This window comes from Pseudonocardia parietis, from assembly GCF_017876315.1.
In the GTDB taxonomy this organism is placed as follows: Bacteria; Actinomycetota; Actinomycetes; order Mycobacteriales; family Pseudonocardiaceae; genus Pseudonocardia; species Pseudonocardia parietis.
Map to the genome: position 1 here is coordinate 900,206 of NZ_JAGINU010000001.1, position 20,068 is coordinate 920,273.

At 70.2% G+C, this 20,068-nt stretch carries 18 protein-coding genes and 2 pseudogenes; 15 read left to right on the forward strand and 5 right to left on the reverse strand.

Annotation, left to right across the window (positions count from 1 at the left end):
- The first annotated feature begins 162 nt into the window (after window positions 1-162).
- The 8 genes and pseudogenes from JOF36_RS04350 to JOF36_RS38610 all read left to right on the forward strand — a co-directional run.
- Window positions 163-1,353, forward strand: coding sequence for a CaiB/BaiF CoA transferase family protein (locus tag JOF36_RS04350; protein WP_210025127.1), 1,191 nt, complete (start codon window positions 163-165; stop codon window positions 1,351-1,353).
- Entirely contained in the window at window positions 1,346-2,188 is an 843-nt protein-coding gene (locus JOF36_RS04355) for a citryl-CoA lyase (protein ID WP_372447361.1), read from the forward strand. The genes JOF36_RS04350 and JOF36_RS04355 overlap by 8 nt, the downstream gene beginning before the upstream one ends.
- Window positions 2,181-3,047 carry a DODA-type extradiol aromatic ring-opening family dioxygenase gene (locus tag JOF36_RS04360; protein ID WP_210025128.1) on the forward strand — a complete coding sequence of 289 codons (867 nt, stop codon included), beginning with the start codon at window positions 2,181-2,183 and terminating at the stop codon, window positions 3,045-3,047. The genes JOF36_RS04355 and JOF36_RS04360 overlap by 8 nt, the downstream gene beginning before the upstream one ends.
- Window positions 3,044-3,403: a hypothetical protein gene (locus JOF36_RS04365; RefSeq protein WP_210025129.1), complete on the forward strand. Its 360-nt coding sequence runs from the start codon at window positions 3,044-3,046 to the stop codon at window positions 3,401-3,403. Before JOF36_RS04360 ends, JOF36_RS04365 begins: the two co-directional genes overlap by 4 nt.
- Window positions 3,404-3,405: 2 nt before the next feature.
- On the forward strand, window positions 3,406-4,359 hold the full coding sequence (locus JOF36_RS04370; protein ID WP_210035127.1) for a quinone oxidoreductase family protein: 954 nt from the start codon (window positions 3,406-3,408) through the stop codon (window positions 4,357-4,359).
- Window positions 4,360-4,382: 23 nt separating this feature from the next.
- Window positions 4,383-5,435, forward strand: coding sequence for a uroporphyrinogen decarboxylase family protein (locus tag JOF36_RS04375; protein WP_210025130.1), 1,053 nt, complete (start codon window positions 4,383-4,385; stop codon window positions 5,433-5,435).
- A 652-nt stretch (window positions 5,436-6,087) separates the two neighbouring features.
- Window positions 6,088-7,176, forward strand: a complete 1,089-nt coding sequence (locus tag JOF36_RS04380; protein WP_210025131.1) for an acyl-CoA dehydrogenase family protein — start codon at window positions 6,088-6,090, stop codon at window positions 7,174-7,176.
- Window positions 7,177-7,178: 2 nt separating this feature from the next.
- Window positions 7,179-8,252: pseudogene (locus JOF36_RS38610) on the forward strand (CaiB/BaiF CoA transferase family protein); the annotation flags it as partial.
- A 27-nt stretch (window positions 8,253-8,279) separates the two neighbouring features.
- Here the strand turns inward: JOF36_RS38610 and JOF36_RS04385 are convergent.
- Window positions 8,280-8,738, reverse strand: a pseudogene (locus tag JOF36_RS04385) (transposase family protein); the annotation flags it as partial.
- A gap of 122 nt (window positions 8,739-8,860) precedes the next feature.
- Window positions 8,861-9,700 (reverse strand): IS5 family transposase, encoded by an 840-nt coding sequence (locus tag JOF36_RS04390; protein ID WP_210024799.1) that lies wholly within the window; start codon window positions 9,698-9,700, stop codon window positions 8,861-8,863.
- Window positions 9,701-9,797: 97 nt separating this feature from the next.
- Here JOF36_RS04390 and JOF36_RS04395 point away from each other — a divergent pair, with 97 nt between their 5' ends.
- The 3 genes from JOF36_RS04395 to JOF36_RS04405 all read left to right on the forward strand — a co-directional run bounded on the left by JOF36_RS04395 (window position 9,798) and on the right by JOF36_RS04405 (window position 12,220).
- Window positions 9,798-10,214: a hypothetical protein gene (locus tag JOF36_RS04395; protein ID WP_210025132.1), complete on the forward strand. Its 417-nt coding sequence runs from the start codon at window positions 9,798-9,800 to the stop codon at window positions 10,212-10,214.
- A 447-nt stretch (window positions 10,215-10,661) separates the two neighbouring features.
- The gene (locus JOF36_RS04400; protein WP_210025133.1) at window positions 10,662-11,018 is read left to right on the forward strand and encodes a hypothetical protein; all 357 of its coding nucleotides are present in this window, start codon (window positions 10,662-10,664) and stop codon (window positions 11,016-11,018) included.
- Entirely contained in the window at window positions 11,015-12,220 is a 1,206-nt protein-coding gene (locus JOF36_RS04405; protein ID WP_210025134.1) for a hypothetical protein, read from the forward strand. The genes JOF36_RS04400 and JOF36_RS04405 overlap by 4 nt, the downstream gene beginning before the upstream one ends.
- A gap of 53 nt (window positions 12,221-12,273) precedes the next feature.
- Here the strand turns inward: JOF36_RS04405 and JOF36_RS04410 are convergent, their stop codons facing one another.
- Entirely contained in the window at window positions 12,274-13,317 is a 1,044-nt protein-coding gene (locus JOF36_RS04410) for an NAD(P)-dependent alcohol dehydrogenase (protein WP_210025135.1), read from the reverse strand.
- A gap of 93 nt (window positions 13,318-13,410) precedes the next feature.
- On the opposite strand from JOF36_RS04410, the gene JOF36_RS04415 reads away from it, so the two are divergent.
- Window positions 13,411-13,998 (forward strand): TetR/AcrR family transcriptional regulator, encoded by a 588-nt coding sequence (locus JOF36_RS04415; RefSeq protein WP_210025136.1) that lies wholly within the window; start codon window positions 13,411-13,413, stop codon window positions 13,996-13,998.
- Window positions 13,999-14,721: 723 nt separating this feature from the next.
- Here the strand turns inward: JOF36_RS04415 and JOF36_RS04420 are convergent.
- Entirely contained in the window at window positions 14,722-16,191 is a 1,470-nt protein-coding gene (locus tag JOF36_RS04420; protein ID WP_210025137.1) for an Nramp family divalent metal transporter, read from the reverse strand.
- Between the two features lie 25 nt (window positions 16,192-16,216).
- On the opposite strand from JOF36_RS04420, the gene JOF36_RS39960 reads away from it, so the two are divergent.
- Complete coding sequence (locus JOF36_RS39960; RefSeq protein WP_210025138.1) at window positions 16,217-16,399, forward strand: alpha/beta hydrolase; 183 nt, start codon at window positions 16,217-16,219, stop codon at window positions 16,397-16,399.
- Between the two features lie 27 nt (window positions 16,400-16,426).
- Here JOF36_RS39960 and JOF36_RS04430 read toward each other — a convergent pair whose 3' ends face one another.
- Complete coding sequence (locus JOF36_RS04430) at window positions 16,427-17,719, reverse strand: alpha-amylase family protein (RefSeq protein WP_210025139.1); 1,293 nt, start codon at window positions 17,717-17,719, stop codon at window positions 16,427-16,429.
- Between the two features lie 104 nt (window positions 17,720-17,823).
- Between JOF36_RS04430 and JOF36_RS04435 the strand changes: the two genes are divergently transcribed.
- Both JOF36_RS04435 and JOF36_RS04440 read left to right on the forward strand, forming a co-directional pair.
- A complete protein-coding gene (locus JOF36_RS04435; RefSeq protein WP_210025140.1) occupies window positions 17,824-19,122 on the forward strand; it encodes an erythromycin esterase family protein in 1,299 nt (432 codons plus the stop codon).
- A gap of 132 nt (window positions 19,123-19,254) precedes the next feature.
- Complete coding sequence (locus tag JOF36_RS04440) at window positions 19,255-20,040, forward strand: IclR family transcriptional regulator (protein WP_210025141.1); 786 nt, start codon at window positions 19,255-19,257, stop codon at window positions 20,038-20,040.
- Window positions 20,041-20,068 lie beyond the last annotated feature (28 nt).

Here is a 20,068-nt window from a genome sequence, read left to right on the forward strand (position 1 = left end):
CGCGGCACCGCTGCGCGCCGGGTCGGACCGGATGGGATCGTGCCACGGGTGGCGGTGGACACCGCCGGCTGAGCGTTCGGCGCCCTTGACGTCGCTCCGGCAGATGGCAGAATGACCGACGCGGACAGTCGTCCGCTATGCGGCCAAGGAGGCGACGTCGGAATGTCAGAGAGCGCAGGGCCACGAACTCGGGCGGGGGGAGGGCCGCTGTCGGGGCTTCTCGTCGCGGACTTCTCCCGGGTGCTGGCGGGTCCCTACGCGACGATGCTGCTGGCCGACCTGGGCGCCGAGGTGATCAAGGTCGAGGGTCCGCAGGGCGACGAGACGCGCACCTGGACACCCCCGACGCGCGGCGAGGTGTCCACCTACTACCTGGGCGTCAACCGCGGCAAGCGTTCGATCGCGCTGGACCTGCGCGAGTCCGCGGACGCCGAGGTGGCCCGCGAGCTCGCCCACCGGGCCGGCGTGCTGATCGAGAACTTCAAGCCGGGCGGCCTGGCCAAGTACGGGCTGGACTACGACAGCGTGCGCGCCCGCAACGCGAGTGTCGTCTACGCCTCGATCAGCGGTTTCGGTTCGGGTGCGGGTGCGCATGTGCCGGGCTATGACCTGATGGTGCAGGCGATCTCGGGGCTGATGAGCCTGACCGGGGACCCGGACGGGCCGCCGTACCGGGCCGGCATCTCGGTGTTCGACGTGATGGCCGGCAACCACGCCGTGATCGGCATCCTGGCCGCGCTGCGGCACCGCGACGCGACAGGCCAGGGGCAGCACGTCGAGGTGAACCTGCTGTCCTCTGCGCTGACCGGCCTGGTCAACCACAGCTCGGCCTACGTCGCAGGCGGGGTGGTGCCCAACCGGATGGGCAACGCGCACCCGAGCGTATTCCCCTACGAGCCGCTGCCCACCGCGGACAACGACCTGATCGTCGCCGCGGCCAACGACGGTCAGTTCCGCAGGCTGTGCGAGGTCCTCGGCATCCCCGCCGTCGCCGACGACCCGCGCTTCGCCCGCAATGCCGACCGCACCGCCAACCGGGAGGAGCTGCGCCCGATCCTTGTCGGGCGGCTCGCCACCCGTGGGGCGACCGACTGGTTCGAGGCCCTCGTCGCGGTCGGGGTGCCCTGCGGGCCGATCAACACCATCGACGGCGGGTTCGCCATGGCCGAGCGCTTCGAGCTCGACCCGATCGTCGAGGTGGGTGAGGGCGAGCGCGCCGTCCCGACCGCCCGGCACCCGATCCGCTTCTCGGCCACCCCGGCCGCCTACCGGCTGCCGCCGCCGGAGCTCGACGAGCACGGCGTGGAGCTGCGCAAGTGGCTCACCACCCCGCAGGAGGACGACCGTGGCTGAACAGATCGACCGGCCCCAGATCGATCGGCCCGAGTACCCGACCGCGCTGGGCGCGTCGTCGCTGAAGGCGATCACCCTGCTCGGCCAGGATCTCGCCGAGGACGTCATGGGCACCGTCGGGTTCGGGGAGCTCGCGTTCTGGCTGGCCACCCAGCGGCGGCCCGCGCCCGGAGAGGTGCGGGTGTTCGAGGCGGTGCTCGCCGCGCTCGCCGATCACGGCTTCACCCCGACCGCGATCGTCACCCGGCTGACCTATCTGTCCGCACCGGACTCGATCCAGGGGGCGTTGGCCGCCGGGCTGCTCGGCGGTGGCTCGCGGTTCCTCGGAGTCACCGAGGATACCGGGAAGTTCCTGAACGACGTGCTCTCCTCGGTCGACGGCGAGCTGCCGGATGACGAGGCGGGCTGGGACGCCCTCGCACTGGCGACGGTGACAGCGCAGCGGGAGGCGAAGAGGTTCGTCCCCGGGCTCGGCCACCACGTGCACAAGGAAGGCGACCCGCGCACCCCCCGGCTGATGCAGATCGCGCGCGAGGAGGACCTGTTCGGGTCGCACCTGTCGCTGTTCGCCGCGATCGGCCGGGTGCACCCGCAGGTGCTGGGCAAGACGTTGCCGCTCAACGGTGCCGGGGTCTGCGGGGCCGCGCTGGCCGACCTGGGTCTGCCGTTGGAGCTGCTGCGCGGGTTCGCGCTGCTGGCTCGCACCGCCGGGTTGATCGGACAGCTCGCCGAGGAGCTGCGCCGACCGGTGGGCAACGAGATCTTTCTGTCGGTGGACCTGAACAACCGGTCCGTCGCTCCGGGGCCGTACACCGATGGAGGTCAGCGTGGCTGAGCTTGTCGCGGTGATCGCGTCTACCCACCACCCCTTCTACTACCGCGCCAGCACGTCGACCGGTGAGGACCGCCCGCCCTTCGCCGACGAGTGGGTGCGCAAGGTGGAGGCGTTCCGGGAGACGCTGACGCGGGCCCGCCCGGACGTCCTGGTGATGGTCGGCTCCGACCACTTCCACCAGCTGTGGCTGGACAACATGCCGCAGTTCCTGGTGGGCAAGGCCCCGTTCTACGACGCGAACTTCTACAACGAGGAGCGCGAGTTCGGGCTGCCGAGGATGTTGCTCAGGGGCCAGGAGGACCTCTCGGCGTACGTGCTACGCGAGGGTCTGGACGCCGGGTTCGACCTGGCGTTCTCCAACGAGCTGCGGATCGACCACTCGATCACCTGCCCGATCATCACGTTGCGCCCGCAGAACGATCTGCCGATCGTGCCGATCTACACCAACATCTTCGCTCCGCCGCTGCCGCAGCCCAAGCGGTTCGTCCAGTTGGGACGGACGATCCGGCAGCTGATCGAGTCCTGGCCGGCGGACCAGCGGGTCGCGGTGATCGGTACCGGGCACCTGTCGCTGGAGCTGGGCGGGCCGCGGCAGTTCGGACCGCACGGCCCGGACCCCCAGTTCGACCAGAAGGCCGTGGGCTGGATCGCCGGCGGCGACATCGAGGAGTGCCTGGCCGAGGTGAGCCTGGACAGCCTGCACCTGCCGGGGAACGCCACCCACGGGTTCATGGACTTCATGCTGATGATGGGCGTGGCCGGGGAGGGGCAGAAGGCCGACTACGTCGACACCTACGACCTGTTCCACACGATGGAGGCCTACTTCACCTGGTACCCGAACGGTGGTGTCCTCCGATGAGCAGGTACCTGCTGAACAAGTTCCTCTACACCGTCGACCGCGACCCCGGCCTCGTCGAACGCTATCGCGACGACCCGGAGGGCACCGTGGCGTGGTGGGAAGCCGAACAGGCGGGCCGCATCCTCAACTGCCACGACGGTGAGTCGAGTACCTGGTTGGCGTTCGACGACACCGAGCGCGCCGCGCTCGCCGGGCACGACTACCCGAAGCTGTTCGAGCTCGGCGCGCACCCGTTCCTCACGCTGACACTGTTCATCGCCATGTTCGAACGCGACCACGAGCCGATGGGCTTCCAGACCGAGTACGCGCAGCGACTGGCTCACGTGGCGATGCCCTACCCGGACATCGCCACGTGACCATGCGCGCCGCCGTCATCGAGGTCCCCGGCCGGCCACCGCTGGTGGTCGACCGGGGACCACCCGCGCCCGGGACCGGCGAGGTGCTGGTCGAGGTCGCCGCCGCCCCGATCACGCCGTTGGACGTGTTGTGCGCGACCGGGACGTCCTACTTCGGTGTCCCGCAGACGCCGTACGTCCCCGGGGTACAGGGCGTCGGCACCGTGGACGGCAGGCTGGTGTGGTTTCCCACCACGGCCGGGATGCGGCCCGGGGACGGCAGCATGGCCGCCGTCGCCGCGGTCCCGCGAGACGATGTTGTCGAGCTGCCCGCCGGCGCCGACCCGGTGCTCGTCGCGGCGCTCGGGCTTTCCGCGGTCGCTGCGCACATGGCCCTGACCTGGCGCGGCGGGCTGACGGCGGGGGAGCAGGTGCTCGTGCTGGGCGCCGGCGGTGTGGTCGGGCAGGCCGCCGTCCAGCTCGCCCGCACCGCCGGCGCCCGCCGTGTGATCGCCGGCGCGCGGTCGGCCGCCGCCCGGAACCGGGCGAAGCAGGCCGGCGCCGACGCCGTCGTCGCCCTCGACACCGACGACGTCGCGGAACTGGCCGCCCGGTTCGAGACGGTGTCCGACGGCCCTGTGGACCTGGTGCTCGACCCACTGTTCGGTGTGCCGGCCGCCGCCGCGGCCCGCACCTTGCGCCCCGGCGGACGACTGGTCAACCTCGGCGGCTCCGCCGCCGAGACCTGCCCGATCGACTCCTCCACGCTGCGCAGCCGGTCGCTGCGGCTGCTCGGCTACACCAACAACGAGCTGACACCCGAGCAGCGCAGCGCGGCCCTGACCACCGTCGCCGAGCAGGCCGTCCGCGGCGTGCTCGGCGTCGCCCGTGAGATCGTGCCGCTCACCGGCGTCGCCGCGGCCTGGCAGCGCCAGGTCTGCGGGGCCGCCGCCGGACGGATCGTGCTGACCCCCTGACCGCCCATCACCGAGGAGTCCTCGTGCCATCATCGCCGCTGCTGTCGACGTCCCTGGTCGGCAGCTACGCCCAGCCCGACTGGCTGATCGACCGCCCCAAGCTCGCCGGCCGGTTCCCGCCCCGGGTGCGGGCCAAGGAGCTGTGGCGCGTCGACCCCGAGTACCTCGCCCAGGCCCAGGACGACGCCACCCTGCTCGCGATCCGGGCCCAGGAGGACGCGGGGCTGGACATCATCACCGACGGGGAGATCCGTCGGGAGAGCTACTCCAACCATTTCGCCACCGCGCTCGAGGGCATAGACGTCGACAACCCCGGTACCGCGCTGGACCGCAGCGGCCATCCGAACCCGGTCCCGCGGATCACCGGCCCGATCCGGCGTCCGCATCCGGTCGAGGTCGAGGATCTGCGGTTCCTGCGCGAGCACACCAACCGCACGATCAAGATGACCGTGCCGGGGCCCTTCACGATGTCTCAGCAGGCGCAGAACGACCACTACCCCGACGCGGAGGCCGCGGCGATGGCCTACGCGACGGCGATCAACGCCGAGATCCGCGACCTGTTCGCCGCCGGGGCGGACATCGTGCAGATCGACGAGCCGTACATGCAGGCCCGCCCCGACGCCGCCCGCGCCTACGGACTGGCCGCTCTCGGCGCCGCGCTCGACGGCGTCACCGGGACCACCGCGGTGCACATCTGCTTCGGCTACGCCGCGATCATCCACGAGCGCCCCGAGGGCTACTCGTTCCTGCCCGAGCTGGCCGGCTGCCCCGTCGAGCAGATCTCCATCGAGACCGCCCAGTCCGGACTGGACCTCGGAGTGCTATCAGACCTCACCGACAAGACGATCATCCTCGGGGTCATCGACCTGTCCACCCCGGACGTCGAGACTCCCGAAGTGGTGGCCGAGCGGACCCGTCGGGCGTTCGACCGGATCCCACCGGAGCAGGTCGTCATCGCCACCGACTGCGGGATGAAGTACCTGCCCCGGGCCAGCGCCGAGGGCAAGATGCGCGCCATGGCGGGCGCGGCCCGCCTGTTGCGGGCGGAACTCGGCACGCCGGCCCGCCGCGGGTAGACGCCCCGTTCTCACAGATCACGGCCTATCGGACGGCGGCCACGTGGCCACGTCGATCATCGGGAACGGGCGCGTTCCCCCGGAAGTGAGGGCGCTTCCGCACCACGGCCGATGCGAGGCACCGTACTCCGGGCACCCACCGGATCCGCGGTCGTCTCGCCACTGCGATCTCGTTCCATCCGGGGCATCCCATCTCCGCGCCATGGAACGCCACGGCGCATGAGGGCACAGGCGCGTCTCGGGCTCAGGCTGAAATCGAGTCCTACCGAGGCGCACGAGGCAGGCGGATCGGGAGGCCGGCGACGTTTCCCCCGGGGTCGGGCCGGGTGCCGTCCGGGCCCATGAACCCTCCGGTCCGAACCCCGCAGCGTCGAGTCGGGCCAGCACGGCGTCGACGATCCCGAGTGCCGCCGTCAGCTGCGGTTCGTTGACCTCACGTGGGTCCATGAACCGGCCCGGGTACCAGGATCCACCTGGGGCCGCCGGGGCGATCCAAGCGACCTCGGGCTGTCCGACCCGGGCAGGTGTTCAAGCGCGAGACCGGGGTGACGCCGGCCGAGTTCCGGCGGGAGTCGGTGAAGGGGTTCCCTCCGTACCCGATACAGGGTGCTGGTACACGGTGGGATCTCCACGGACAACTGGAGAGCGCCCGATGAACGAGCATGCCCTACTGCACTCCACTGTCTCCGCAATCCTTGACGAGCACATCGCCTCCGCCCGCGACGAGGCTGCCCGCGATGGCTGGAGCTCTCGGCTCTGGCAGCTACTTGAGGAAGCCGGTTTCACTCTTCTCTCGGTACCCGAGGCTGCTGGCGGTACAGGTGGCGGCCTGCGGGATCTGGCCGTGGTCGCGCAAGCCTGCGGCTACCTTGCCGCCCCGGTTCCGCTGACCGAGAACGTGTTGGCCGGGTGGGCGCTGGCTGCTGCGGGCCTGGCGGTGCCACGCGGGCCCCTCACGTTCGTCTCGACCCCATCGGCAGCCTCTGCCCCGCCTGCCTCCAACGGTGCCCAGAGCCACCGCGTGACCGGCCAGCTCGATACCGTTCCTTGGGCGCGAGCCGCCCGCAGCGTCGTATTGATCACTGCGGTTCCCGGTACGCCGGAGCGGACAGCACTAGCAGTGATCGACCCGAACGACTGTGTGGTGTTGCCTGACGCCAATCTCGCCGACGAGCCCCGCGACACACTGCTACTGCCACCCAGCGGAGTGGAGCTCACGCCCCTACCTGCCGACGGGCTGATCCCTTCGTCGGCGCGCCTACGAGGCGCACTCGCCCGAACGCTGCTCATGACGGGCGCCCTGCGCCGGGTCCTGGACCTGACGGTGCGCTACGCCGGTGAGCGTGAGCAGTTTGGCCGACCGATCGGTCAGTTCCAGGCGGTGCAGCAGCAACTCGCTGCCCTAGCGGGCGCTGTGGAGCAGGCACAAGCCATCACCGACCTCGCCGTCGAGGCACTCGAACAGGGTGAGCGGGCGAACGAAGCGATCATGGCTGCTAAGACGTGCGCTGGACAGGCCGCTGCGGTAGCGATCGCGGTCGGTCACCAGGTGCACGGTGCGATCGGCTTCACCACTGAGCACGAGCTGCACCTCCACACCCGCAGGCTTATGGCCTGGCGTGATGAGGACGGTTCCGATTCCGACTGGTCTGCGCAGCTGGGCGTCTGGGCCGGCGGGGCCGGCCCAGACGGGTTGTGGGAGCTGCTGACCAGCCACCCACCGGTCGGGGTGGCCCGATGAGCATGAGCCGCTCCGCCGCTCCCGGCCCTCTGACCGGAGTGCAGGTACTCGACCTCAGTCCGTTCCTGCCCGGCCCGTTCTGCACCCAGATGCTGGCCGACCTCGGTGCCAGTGTGATCAAGGTGGAGTCGCCGCGCGGCGATCCTGCCCGCACACTGCCCGGTGATCTTCATGACGTAGCCAACCGCGGCAAGCGTAGCGTTGTACTCGATCTGAAAGCGCCCGATGGCCAGGCGCTTGGTCGGCAACTCGCTGGCGAGTCCGACGTGCTGGTCGAGGGATTCCGCCCTGGTGTCGCCGATCGGCTGGGCATGTCCTACTCGGCGGTGCAGGCGGTCAACCCAGGGATCGTCTACTGCTCGGTATCGGGATTCGGGCAGACCGGTCCATTGCGCGACAGCCCAGGCCACGACATCACCTACCTCGCAGCCAGCGGTGTGTTGCCCCTGCCGGGGGAGTGGGGAGCGCGCGAACCACGGCGGCCCGGGGTGCCGTTGAGCGACCTTGCGGCTTCCTCATATGCGGCCGTGGCGATCCTCGCGGCGCTGTATCGGCGGAAAGAAACGGGTGAGGGAGTCCACCTGGACCTTGCCATCACTGACGCAGCTCTCGCCTTCGCCACCGTGCGCGCGGACTGCTGCCTCGCCGCTTCCGTGCTCGACGAGCACCTACATCCGACCAACGAGCTGTTCAAGACCGCCGACGGTGCCACGATCGCGCTCGGCGCGATCGAAGAGCACTTTTGGCAGCGACTGGCCGCCTTGCTCGCGCCGGAGTTCCCCACAATCGCCGAGCCCCGATTCGCCACGGCCACGGATCGCCGCACACACGGTGACGAACTCTCCGCGCTGTTACGCAAGGCGATCCGCACGCGATCCGCCCCGCAGTGGCTGGCCGCATTCGAAGAAGCAGACGTGCCGGCGCACCGTGTTCTGTCGGTGCCCGAGGCGGCGCGCTCCCCGCACGCACAAGCACGCGGCATCGTCGCGGAGAACCCCTTGGGCCACCACGTCACGTTCCCGGTGCTCTACAACGGTGCGCCGCTCGGGCGCTCCAGCGGTCCGGCGCCGGCACTGGGCGCAGACACCGAGCACGTGCTGGCCGGCGACCAGGTGCAGCGGGATCCCGTTCCCGTCGCCGGCCACCGAGCGTTTGGTGCCCTGTTTGCCCCGGTCAACCGGGCTGCGCCCGGATACCTCACCGCCGCACGGGGACTTGGTGATCGACCCGTCCACGGACAGGTCATCGAGGTCGAGTCCGATCATCTGGTCGTAGCCGGCCAGGGCCTGGCGCAGCGTTTCTCGACCGACGCCGGCCCGGGCCCAGTCGTCAAGGCGGCGGCGGATGGTGCGGTCCGAGCAGCCCGGTGAGGCGAGGCGTTCGTAGCCGCTGCCGTGCACCAGCGCGGCGAGCACGTGTTCGAACACGACCCGGTCCGGGATCCGGCGACGATGACAGCCCCACGGATGGGTCGGGGAGAACTCGGGCCGTCGTTCGGACCCGATCAGGTCAGCGAACTCGACCCACAGCGGCTCGATCAGGGATGCTGGCAACAGAGGCACGGACCCTCCAGGCGATCACAGGACTTCAGCAATCCCATGATCACTTCTGGGTCCGTGCCTCTACCTGCAACGACACGCGGCGACCTCATTTGCCGGACGCTCTAAGAGCGTGTTTGAGAAGATCAACTTGTTTGGGTGAAGGTGCGTCGCTGCTGTCGGGTGGCAGGTCCGCCGCGGGCGAGGCGGCGGGTCATGGTGTTGATCGCGGCCCAACGGATCATCGCCTCGGAGGTCGCCCGGTGACGTTCGTAGTCGCGAGCCAAGCGACGGTGGGCGGTCAACCAGGCCAGGCTGCGTTCGACCGCCCAGCGTCGTGGGATGACGACGAAACCGCGCTGACCGGCGGGTTTGCGCACGATCTCGATCGTGGTGCCCACGATGGTCTGCGCCCAGTCGACCAGGCGTCCGGCGAACCCGGCGTCGGCGAACACGAATCGCACCGTGGTGGCCAAGTAGGCGCCGAGCAGGGCGGTCTTGGCGCCGTCGCGGTCCTGACGCCCGGCAGAGCAGACCATCACCGTGAGCAGCAGCCCGAGGGTGTCGGTGACGATGAATCGTTTGCGACCGTTGACCTTCTTCCCGGCGTCGTAGCCGCGGGAGTCGCGGCCGACGGTATCGGCGCCACGCACGCTCTGGGAGTCGATGATCCCCGCGCTCGGCTCAGGGTCACGCCCCTCGGCTGCTCGGAGCTGTCTACGCACGATCGGGAGGATCTTCTCGGTGACCCGCTGCTGCTCCCACCGGTTGAAGTACCAGTACACGGTCTGCCACGGCGGGAAATCAGCTGGTAGGGCGCGCCAGGAGCAGCCAGCGCGTACCACGTAGAGGATCGCGTCGACCACGTCCCGGCGCGGGTGCTTCTCCGGCCGCCCGCCCGACCCAGGCGCGGGCAGCAGGGTCTCGATCAGCGCCCACTGCTCATCGCTGGTGTCCGAGGGATACCGCTTCCTCCGTCGAGCCACCCATCCACCGTGGACTCAATCCACCCTCGCGTCCCGCAGACACGCCGACGCTTCTCAAACACGCTCTAAGGGAGTCAACCGCACTATCCGTCAACTCATGCGGGACGCGCTGATCCCTCAGCGCTGGGAAGACCCTAAGCGCGGGGAGTTCGTCGAGACGATCGATCTCACCGCTCGGGCGAAGCTGCACGAGTACGAGCGCGGGATGGCCGGTCGAAAGGTCCTGACGTGGTCCACCGGCCGCCACGATCTCCGGAAGGCCGCTGGGTTGGACGCTGAGCGCTCTGACGAGGAGATCGCCGAGGATGACGACCTGGACGGCGAGGACGTCGCTGTCCTGCCTCGGGAGACCTGGGCCGCCATCGAGCGCGTTGCTACTGAGCTGCTGACCGTGACGGAGCAGCAGGGCCCGGCCGGGGCCCGTGAGTGGCTGGACGCCCGTGGGCTGGAGTGGTGGCTACCCACACGGCTCACACGGCAGTCGAGGCGCGAGCAGGCCCCGGGGCATGGCTGACACGACGTCAGCCGTGCCGATGCTAGGAACGCACTATGCGCTATGATCACGGCTGTCCGAGGGTGTTTCCCCTGGTCAGCGGCTGATGATCTACGTAGAGTCTCGTAATGCGTAGGTCGGGAGTTCGACTCTCCCAGGCGGCTCCATTGCTACAGGTGAAAGACCTGTCGACGCTCATGGGCGATGGGCTCGTGGCCGCTGCGTGCGTAGCTCACCGAGACCCTGTCCTGCAGGAACTGGCGTGACGCTGGCCAGGAACGGGAGCGCGGCACCCGCTCGCGCACTTGAAGTTTCTAGCCTGCGTAATCTACAACGATCAGTCGTAGGTGCCGATCCGTGGGGGTTTCGGCTGCTGCGGTGCGTGGGCTGAAGGCACTCGTCTGTCGGTGCTGTGTGTCACCCTCGGCGCAGAGGGATCCAAGGAGGTCTGGATGACGGTGGTGGCCGATGCCCGCTGGCGTCCCTCACGAGGTGGGAGGCCGAATTCCCGACCTACGCATCCGCGAGCATCCACGACTTGAGCACCCCGGTCTGCTCGCCGGTGGACTTGCCAGACCCGTTCACCCCGCGAAGCAGCAGACGGCCACCGGCGAAGTGCAGCGTCTCGTCCTCGTACTGGTAGACGCTCAGGATCCCGGCGCGGAAACGCTGTTTCGGCTCCTGAAGAGATCCGTCGATGTCGTGGCGGTCGAGCCTGCCCGTAGCCTCGGTGAGGTGACGAACGGTGACGTCGACCTGGCTGCTCTGATCGAGGAGGCGACCGTCGACGCCTATCGCGCGTGGGCCGCCGGGGGCTCGGCGTGAGCGAGTACCAGTACTACGAGTTCCTCGCCGTGGACCGGCCGCTCGATGCGCGTCAGCAGGCCGCGGTCCGCGCGCTGTCGACGCGCGCGCAGATCAGTGCGACGAGCTTCACCAATGAGTATCACTGGGGCGACTTCAGCGGTGACCCGTGCCGGCTGATGGAGCGCTACTACGACGCTCATCTCTACTTCGCCAACTGGGGCAGCCGGACGTTGATGGTCCGGTTGCCTCTCGCAGTCCTCGACATCGAGTCGGTCGCGCCGTACCTGGTCGATCCGCTCGTCGTCGCGTGGACCACCGCCGAGCACCTGGTCCTGAGCTTGCACAGCGATGACGAGGCTGCGGACTTCTTCGGCGAGGACGACCTGTACACGCTGGCAGGACTCGTCGGGGTGCGGGCCGAGCTCGCGGCCGGTGACCTGCGCCCGCTGCATCTCGCTTGGCTGGCGGCCCAGGGCACGTGGGACCGCGACGAGGGCGCGTTCGACGAGGACCACGAGGACGATCGTGAGCCACCTGTGCCGCCCGGCCTGTCGGAGCTCACCGCCTCGCAGCACGCGCTCGCGGACTTCCTCCGTCTCGACCCGGACTTGCTCGATATCGCTGCCGAAACGAGTGCGCCGTCGGCGGACACCCAGATCGGGAACGCCGAACTGGACGCGCGAGTTGCGCAGCTCCCGGCGGGGGAGAAAGACCGGCTGCTCCTGCTCGTCGCACGAGGCGAGGGCCTTGTCGCCCAGGCGGAGCTGCGCCGCCGGCTCCGACCCGGGTCGGGGGACACGCGCGCCGAGCATCCGGGCCGGACGGTCGCTGAGCTGCTGGATGCCGCGCACGTCCTCCGCCAGGAGAACCACCATCGTGCCGAGGCTGTGCGTGTCGCGCGGGAGGCCCAGGCGGCTCGGGAGCGCGCCGAACGGGAGGCGGTCCGGGAACGGGAGCGCGCGGCGGCCAGGGAGCGGCGCCTTGCTGGTCTCACCGCGGATGTGGAGGTCGGCTGGTCTCGCGTCGAGGCGATGATCGCCACCCGTAAGCCGGCCGAGTACGACGCCGCGGTCACCCTGCTCGAAGACCTGAAGGTCGTCGCCGAACGCACGGACCAGGCGAGTGAGTTCGAGGCTCGGTTCTCTGCGGTGCGCGCTCGCCACCAGCGCAAGTCCAACCTCATGGAGCGCATCGACCAGGCCGGACTCGAATCGGCGTAGGCCGCGCGCCTGCTCCGGCCTGGCTTTCGCTCGGCCCGGGCGCAGGCCGGTGCTCATTTCAGGTCGGACATGTCGAGCACGAAGCGGTAGCGGACGTCGTTGCGCCGGAGCCGGTCGAGGGCTTCGTCCACGCGCGCCGAGGGGAGGAGCTCGATGTCGGCGGTGACGCCGTGCTCGGCGCAGAACTCCAGCAGAGCGACGGTCGCAGCCCGGCCGCCGCTGCCTGCAGAGCTGAGCTTCTTGCGGCCGATGAGCAGGTCGAGGGTCTGCACGGTGATCGGCCCGAGGTGCCCGACCTGACTCAGTGTCCCGTCCATGGCGACCAGCCGCAGGTAGGGGCCGGGGTCGTGCGGGACGGAGACGGTGTCGATGATGACGTCGAACCGGTCCCGCGCGTCGGCCATCTGCTCCGGGTCCGTGGAAACGATGAGGTCGTGGGCGCCGAGCCGACGGGCGTCGTCGGCCTTGTCCGCTGATCGGCTGATGACCGAGGTTTCGGCGCCGAGCGCTACGGAGAGCTTGACCGCGAGATGGCCCAGCCCGCCCAGCCCGGCCACGGCGACCCGGGAGTGCGGTCCCACGCCGAGGGCGTGCAGCGGTTCCCAGACGGTGATCCCGGCGCAGAGCAGAGGGGCCGCGGCGGCGGGGTCGAGGTTGGCGGGGAGGAGATAGGCGAACCGGTCGCGGACCACGTACTCCCGGGAGTAGGCCCCCGCGGTGATCGACCCGTCGTGACGGTCGGTGCCGCCGTAGGTCAGGGTCGGGAACTCTCGGCAGAAGTTCTCCTGGCCGGCCCGGCACATGACGCAGGTGTCGCACGAGTCGACGATGTTGCCGACCGCGACCTGGTCACCGACGCGGAACCGGGTCACGTCCCGCCCCACACTCGTGACCACACCGGTGAACTCGTGGCCCGGCACGAGCACGGTGCCTCCGTCGCCGGAACGGTCCTGCACGGCCTGCAGGTCGGTATGGCAGACCCCGCAGTAGTCCACCCGGACGGCGACGTCGTCAGGGCGCAGGTCGCGCCGCTCGAGGTGCACCCGCCGAAGCCCCGCGGCGGCACCGGCCGCGCCCCAACCCACCGTGGCCCGCATAGTGCCTCCTTAAACAGACTGTTCGGTCTATTAGAGACTAGCGGACTCGCGTCGACCAGCAAACCGACCGTTCTGTTGGTTAGTCTGTGGGACATGGTCGACCAGTCCCTCACCGCCCGTGGTGCCGCGACCCGCGACCGCATCGTCGAGGTGGCGACCCGGGAGTTCGCTGAGCACGGGATCGCCGGAGCCCGCATCGAGCGGATCGTGGACGCGGCACGCACCAACAAGGCGCAGCTCTACGCCTACTTCGGCAGCAAGGAGGGGCTGTTCGACGCCATCTTCTCCGGCTCGCTGGAGCGGATCGTGAACGTCGTCCCGATCGACGCCACCGACCTCGCGGACTGGGCCGTGCGCCTCTACGACGAGTACCTGCGCCGCCCGGACCTCATCCGGCTGGCCACGTGGGCACGCCTGGAGCGCCGCCCGGCCGGCCACCTCGTCGAGGATGCCGACCGCCTCGACGACCACAAGCTGAACGCCATCGCCGAAGCGCAGGCGGCCGGTACCGTGCGGCCGGGCGACCCGTTCGACGTGATGGCCATGGTCATCGCGATGTCCATGGCCTGGTCACCGGTCAGCAACGTCTACGCCGCGACCGCCGAGGAGCCCCCGGAACTGCACGGCCGGCGCCGTGACCTGCTCCGCGAGAGCGTGCGGAGCGCAGTGATGACCAGGTGACCGCCTGACGGGGACGTCCGTCGGTGGAACGACGTCGAATTCAGGAACATCAGCCACGACCAGTCGCTGAGGATCGCGACGTCACCGGTGCTCTAGTGCCCCGTCAAGCAACGTTCGGCACGGAACTCGTCGGCCCAGGCGCCCGCCGGCGGCGTTGCCGACCGAGCCGAGTACCTCCGTACTGGGCCCGGCCGGCGCGTGATCGCGAACGTGGGCGGGGGCCGGTTCGTCGGCGACCGGCTGAAGGAACATGGGTGAGGTCCTCGTCCGGATCGCCGACCCGGTATGAGCAGCGGGCTCGGGGCGGGCACCCCGGACGGCGGGCTCGAGATCGCGTTCTCGGCCGAGCTGCCGGTGGGTCACCCCACGCGGGTTCCGGTTCGCGGCCCGCCAGCGCGGTCGCCCGGACCTGGACAACCACCGTGGGATCCGCCCGTCCGGGGCCGGGGCGAGATTGGTCGGGGTGCCCCGGATGCGGCCACGGGCCGGGCTCGTCGGTGCACTCGACCGGATGCAGCTGCGCGTTCTGAAGCGAGTGTTCGACGGGGCGATGGGCGCGTTGCCCGGGGCCGTGTACTGCGCAGGGAATCAGTCGAGCAGGCCCACCGCGTAGGCGATCGCCGTCAGCACAATGAAGATCACCAGAGCGAGCAGCATGGTGAGCCAGAGCCTGCGGAGCGTTCCCGGCACCGTCGTCAACTCCTCCTGTGTGAACCGCGTTGCCTACGCCACGGACGTCGGGCCTGCGCTGACCATCTGGTAGATCAGGAACACCGAGAAGGCGACGTAGAACGCGGCGACGAAGATCATCACCGGCAACCGCCAGCCCGAGAGTTTGGCGAACGGTGGCAGGAGCCTCCGGTTGATCATGATGAGCAGCACGGAGTAGAAGGCCATCACGAAACCGCCGCCGGCCGACGAGATGACCAGGAGGACGACGGGCTCGATGCCGGCCCAGATGATCCCGGAGCCCGTCACGATCAGGATCCAGACGACCGTGATGTAGATCTTGCTCTCGCTCCAGAACGTGCTGTCCCTCAGGAACGTGACCTTCAGGGAGTCCCCGGCGAGCCGGCTGACGTAGTCGACCACGCCGATGTTCGTGGAGAACAGCATGAGAAAGCCGGCCACGTAGAAGGCCGTCGCGAACCACGGGGCGATCAGCTCGCCCAATGCCTGCCCCTCGACCTGGAGAAACGTCAGTTCGGAGTCCAGGCCGGGCCTCACGCCGACGGTCGAGAACACCAGTACGGACAGGGCGACCAGCAGCAGCGCGCCGATGAACCAGAACGTGATGAGCTGTTCCTGGTTCGCGATGCGCCACCACTGTCGCCAGCGACGCTCGTTCTCCTCGGTCGGGCGGACCATGTAACCCAGTGACGGTGCTGCCGCTTCCTGCCCAGTGATCGGGGAGACGATGTTGGGGATCCGCGCCCCCATTCCCATTCCCTTGTCCCGGATGTAGTTGCTCTGCACCAGGTTGTTGGCCCCGCCGGCGCCCGCGAAGACGATGGCGCCGAACAGCGATGCCGCGCCGATCTGGCCGACGATGTCGGGGAGGTTCGCCACCCCCTGCGGGATCTCGGTGACGGTGGCGGCCCAGGCGCTCCCCTCTGTGGCCACCACGATCGCCACCACGACGAAGGCCAGGACCAGCGCGACCATCAGACCCTCGATCTTCTCGAGCGTCTGGTAGACGACGGGCGACATCGTGATCGCCAGGCCGATCGATATGAGGAAGATCGTCGCAACGATGGGGACGGCCGACTCGCCGAGATCGAAGATGAAGGTGAACACGGTGGCCCCGCTGGACGCCCAGCCCGGCCAGATGTTCGGCAGGATGGCGCCCAGGACGAAGATGACGCCCCACGGCAGCCACAGGCGGGAGAACCCGGTCACCGCGGTCTCGCCCGTGACCAACGTGTAGCGCTCGATCTCCATGTTCAGGAAGTACTGCATCGTGACGCCGACGACGGCGAGCCAGATGATCCCCAGGCCGACCTGCGTGGTGACGTAGGGCCAGAGAACCAGTTCCCCCGAACCGAGTGCGGTGGCCGTGAGGATGACGCTCGCCCCGAGGTAGCGGCGCAGGCCCTGTGGTTCCGGGAGATCGGCGTACGGCACCGCCGGGAGATAACGGCTGGGGAGCTCGGTCGCCGTCGCGGTACTTTCCGACTCGCCGTGTTCAGCCATCACGTACTCCCGGCGTCGTTGCTCGGTGTCGTCGCTCGGCAAAGGTGCGAAGGAGTCTACAGCCGATCCGCCGAACGTGAGCGGCATCACTCATTGTTCTCTGGCCGAGATGCTCGGCGGCAACCTGCTCACCGTGGACGGCGACGGGCACACCATCGCCGCCGCCGGCGCGAACTCCTGTGTCAACCAGGCTGTCGCGACTACCTGACGAACCTGGTGGGCACAGTGGGAGTCGTCAGCCGGTGAGGATGCGCCACGAGTGTGCGGGCACTTGGAGCGGATCGTCCGCGAGGTCGGCCGACTCGACGACCTCGCCGGCGAGCTCGTCCGGGAAGCGTTGCGGCTCGTCGTCGACCGAGAGCAGCAGGACGAGGCCGGCGCCGCCGTCGCGGGGGACCGAGCGCAGCGCGAGCGTGGTGTTCGTGACGTGCTCGACGGTCGTGCGTGCGTGGACCAGCCACGGGTGCCGCCTGCGCAGGCCGATCAGCCGCTCGTGCACCTCACGGGTGGGGGCGCCGAAGGAGGCCAGGTCGGCGGGGGTGTCGGGGAACGGCGGCCGGACGGCGTCGTCGCCGTGTTCGCGTTCCTCCTTCACCCCGGTGAACGCCTGCTCGTCGCCCGCGTAGATCGACGGGACCCCGCCCACGGTCATCAGGACGGCGACGGCGTGGCCGAGATGGGCCGGGTCGGTGAGCCTGCTGGCGATCCGGGTGACGTCGTGGTTGCCCACGAAGGTGAGTGGCGCGAACGCCTCGAGCAGCTCGTCGTGGCGCCCGAGGTTCCAGGCCAGCTCGTGCAGGTTGGCGTCGTTGAGGGCGCTCCAGATCGACTTCCACAGCTCGTACTGGGTGACGGAGTCCAGTCCGGACTCGGCGACGAACTCCGCGTAGTCGCCGTGGATGACCTCGCCGACGAACCAGGCGCCGGGATGGCGTTCCCGCACCCGGGGCAGCACGGCGGCCCAGAAGGACGGCGGCACCTGGTAGGCGGCATCGAGGCGCCAGCCGTCCACACCGCGGTCGAGCCAGTGGTTCATCACCGCCACGACGTGGTCGCGTACCGCAGGCGCGTCGTGGCGCAGCGAGACGAGCAGGTCGTGCCCTTCGAACACCTCGGGATGCCCGTCGTGCCAGCGGAACCACTGCCCGGCCGGCGAGTCCGGGCCCTGCGCCTCGGCCTCCCGGAACCGGGGGAAGTCGCGCCCGACGTGGTTGAACACGCCGTCGAGCAGCAGCCGCACGCCGCGGGTGCGGCACGCCTGCACCAGCCGGCCGAACGCGGCGTCGTCGCCCAGGCGGGGATCGATGCGCAGGTAATCGACGGTGTCGTAGCCGTGGCTTCCGGAGGCGAACACGGGGCCCAGCGCGAGCCCGTTGCAGCCGAGCTCGACGAGGTAGTCCAGCCATGGCTCGAGCCGGTCCAGGCGGGGGATCGGCGTGGCGCCGGCGGGGAGCGCCTGCTGTTCGGCGCCGACGAACCCGAGCGGGTAGACGTGCCACCAGACGGCGTGGTCGGTCCAACGATCCATGGGGCCATCCTTCCGGACGTGGAGCTCACCGGCAGCGTGTCCGACCGGGCGTGACACGGCCGGCCGCGGGTAGTCGGGCCGGACCCGACGACCGAGAAGGAACGATGGGGCAGGAGGCGGTCCGCGCGCCGGCCGATCCGCTGCGCACCGACGCCGACCTGGACACCCTCGTCGAGCGCGTCGGCAACGCGCGCCTGGTGCTGATCGGCGAGGCCTCGCACGGAACCCACGAGTTCTACGCCTGGCGGGACCGGTTGACCCGGCGGCTGGTCGCCGAACACGGATTCGGGTTCGTCGCTGTGGAGGGTGACTGGCCGGACTGCCGCCGCGTGCACCGCTACGCGACCGGTGATCCGGACATGCCCGCGGACCCCGAGGCGGTGCTGCGCGGCTACGGGCGCTGGCCGACCTGGATGTGGGCCAACACCGCGGTGCGCGACGCCGTGCGCTGGCTGCGCGAGCACAACGCCGGCCTGTCGGCCGCCGAACAGGTGGGGTTCCACGGGCTCGACGTGTACAGCCTGTACCGGTCGATGGACGCCGTGCTGGAGTGGCTCGCCGAGCACGAGCCGGAGCTGGCCGACGCCGCGCGGGCCGCCTACGCCTGTTTCGAACCGTTCGGGTCCGATCCGTTCGAGTACGCCCGGGCGACCCGATGGGTGCCGGAGAACTGCGAGGCGCCCGTCGTCGACGTGCTGACCGCGCTGTGCGAGCAGCACGCGCACGAATCCGGCGACGTGGGCGAGGGGCGGTTCGCCGCCGAGCAGAACGCCGCCGTGGTGGCCGGGGCCGAGCGCTACTACCGCACCGCGGTCCGGGGTGGCGCCGCGTCCTGGAACGTGCGCGACGAGCACATGGCCGACACCCTCGACCGGCTGCTCGAGCACGCGGGCCCGGGCGCCAAGGGCGTGGTGTGGGCGCACAACACCCACATCGGTGACGCCGCGGCCACCGACATGGCCGCGCACGGCATGACCAACCTGGGCCGGCTGGCCCGCGAGCGCCACGGCGACGACGGCGTCGTGCTGGTGGGGCAGGCCGGGCACCGTGGCGAGGTGATGGCCGGCGACCACTGGGGTGCGCCCGCGCGCCGGATGACCGTGCCCGCCGGCCGTGCGGACAGCGCGGAGGACCTGCTGCACGACGCGCTCGGTGACCAGGCGTCGGTGCTGACGTTCCCGCCGGCGTCCGAGCAGCCCCGCTGGCTGCGGGACTCGCTGGACCACCGTGCGATCGGCGTCGTGTACCACCCGGAGCGGGAACGCCGGGGCAACTACGTGCCCTCGACGCTCGGTGACCGCTACGACGCGCTGCTCTGGTTCGGCGCCACCACGGCCCTGCAGCCGTTGCGCCCCGAGCCGGGTGACGATCCGGAGCCGGAGACCTCACCGTCCGGTGTGTGACCGGATCCGGGCCGGTGATCACCGGTCGTGGAGTGGAGCGTACGTGCGCCGTACGCCGCACTCCATAACCGTCGATCACCGGCCGGTGATCAGCGCTGGTGCGCCCGGGCGCCCGACGGCGACCATGACCACATGGCACGGGTGGCGACAGGGGAGTCGGTGATCGCCCGGGTCGTGCGCGTGCTGGACGCGTTCGGCCCCGACGAGCGGGTGCTGCGGGTCTCCGAGATCGCGGCGCGGTCCGGGCTGCACGTGGCGACGGCCTCCCGCCTGGTCGCCGAGCTCGTCGCGCACGGCCTGCTCGCCCGCGACGACCACGGCGGCGTCCGGGTCGGCCTGCGGATGTGGGAGCTGAGCTCGCGCGCGTCGCCGACGGCGTTCCTGCGGGACGCCGCGATGCCGGTGCTGGAGGAGGTGCACGCCGCGGTCGGCCAGCACGTCCAACTCGGCGTGCTCGACGGCACCGAGGTGCTCTTCCTGGAACGGCTCACCGCACCCGGAGCGGTGGTCAACTACACCAGGATCGCCGGGCGGCTGTCGCTGGTCGCGTCGTCGTCCGGGCTGGTCCTGCTCGCGCACGCGCCGGCCAGGGTCCGGGACGCCGTCGCGGCCGGCCCGTTCGAGCGCTTCACCGCGGCCTCGATCGACTCGGCCGAGCGGCTGCGCCGGGTGCTCGCCGACGTCCGGCGGGACGGCCACGTGATCTGTCCCGGCTACATCCATCCCGACGCGACGGGTGTCGCCGTGCCGGTCTGGGACCCGGGCCGTCAGGTCGTGGCGGCGGCGCTGGGGGCGGTCGTCCCGAACACGGCGGGCGTCAGCGCGAGCGTGGTGCCGGTGCTGTCGGCGGCCGCACGCGGGATCACCCGCCGCCTCGCGTCGGCCGACCCGGGCAGGACCCGCCCTCTCACTGATTGAGACAAGCCTTCGGTCCCGCCGGCCGGCC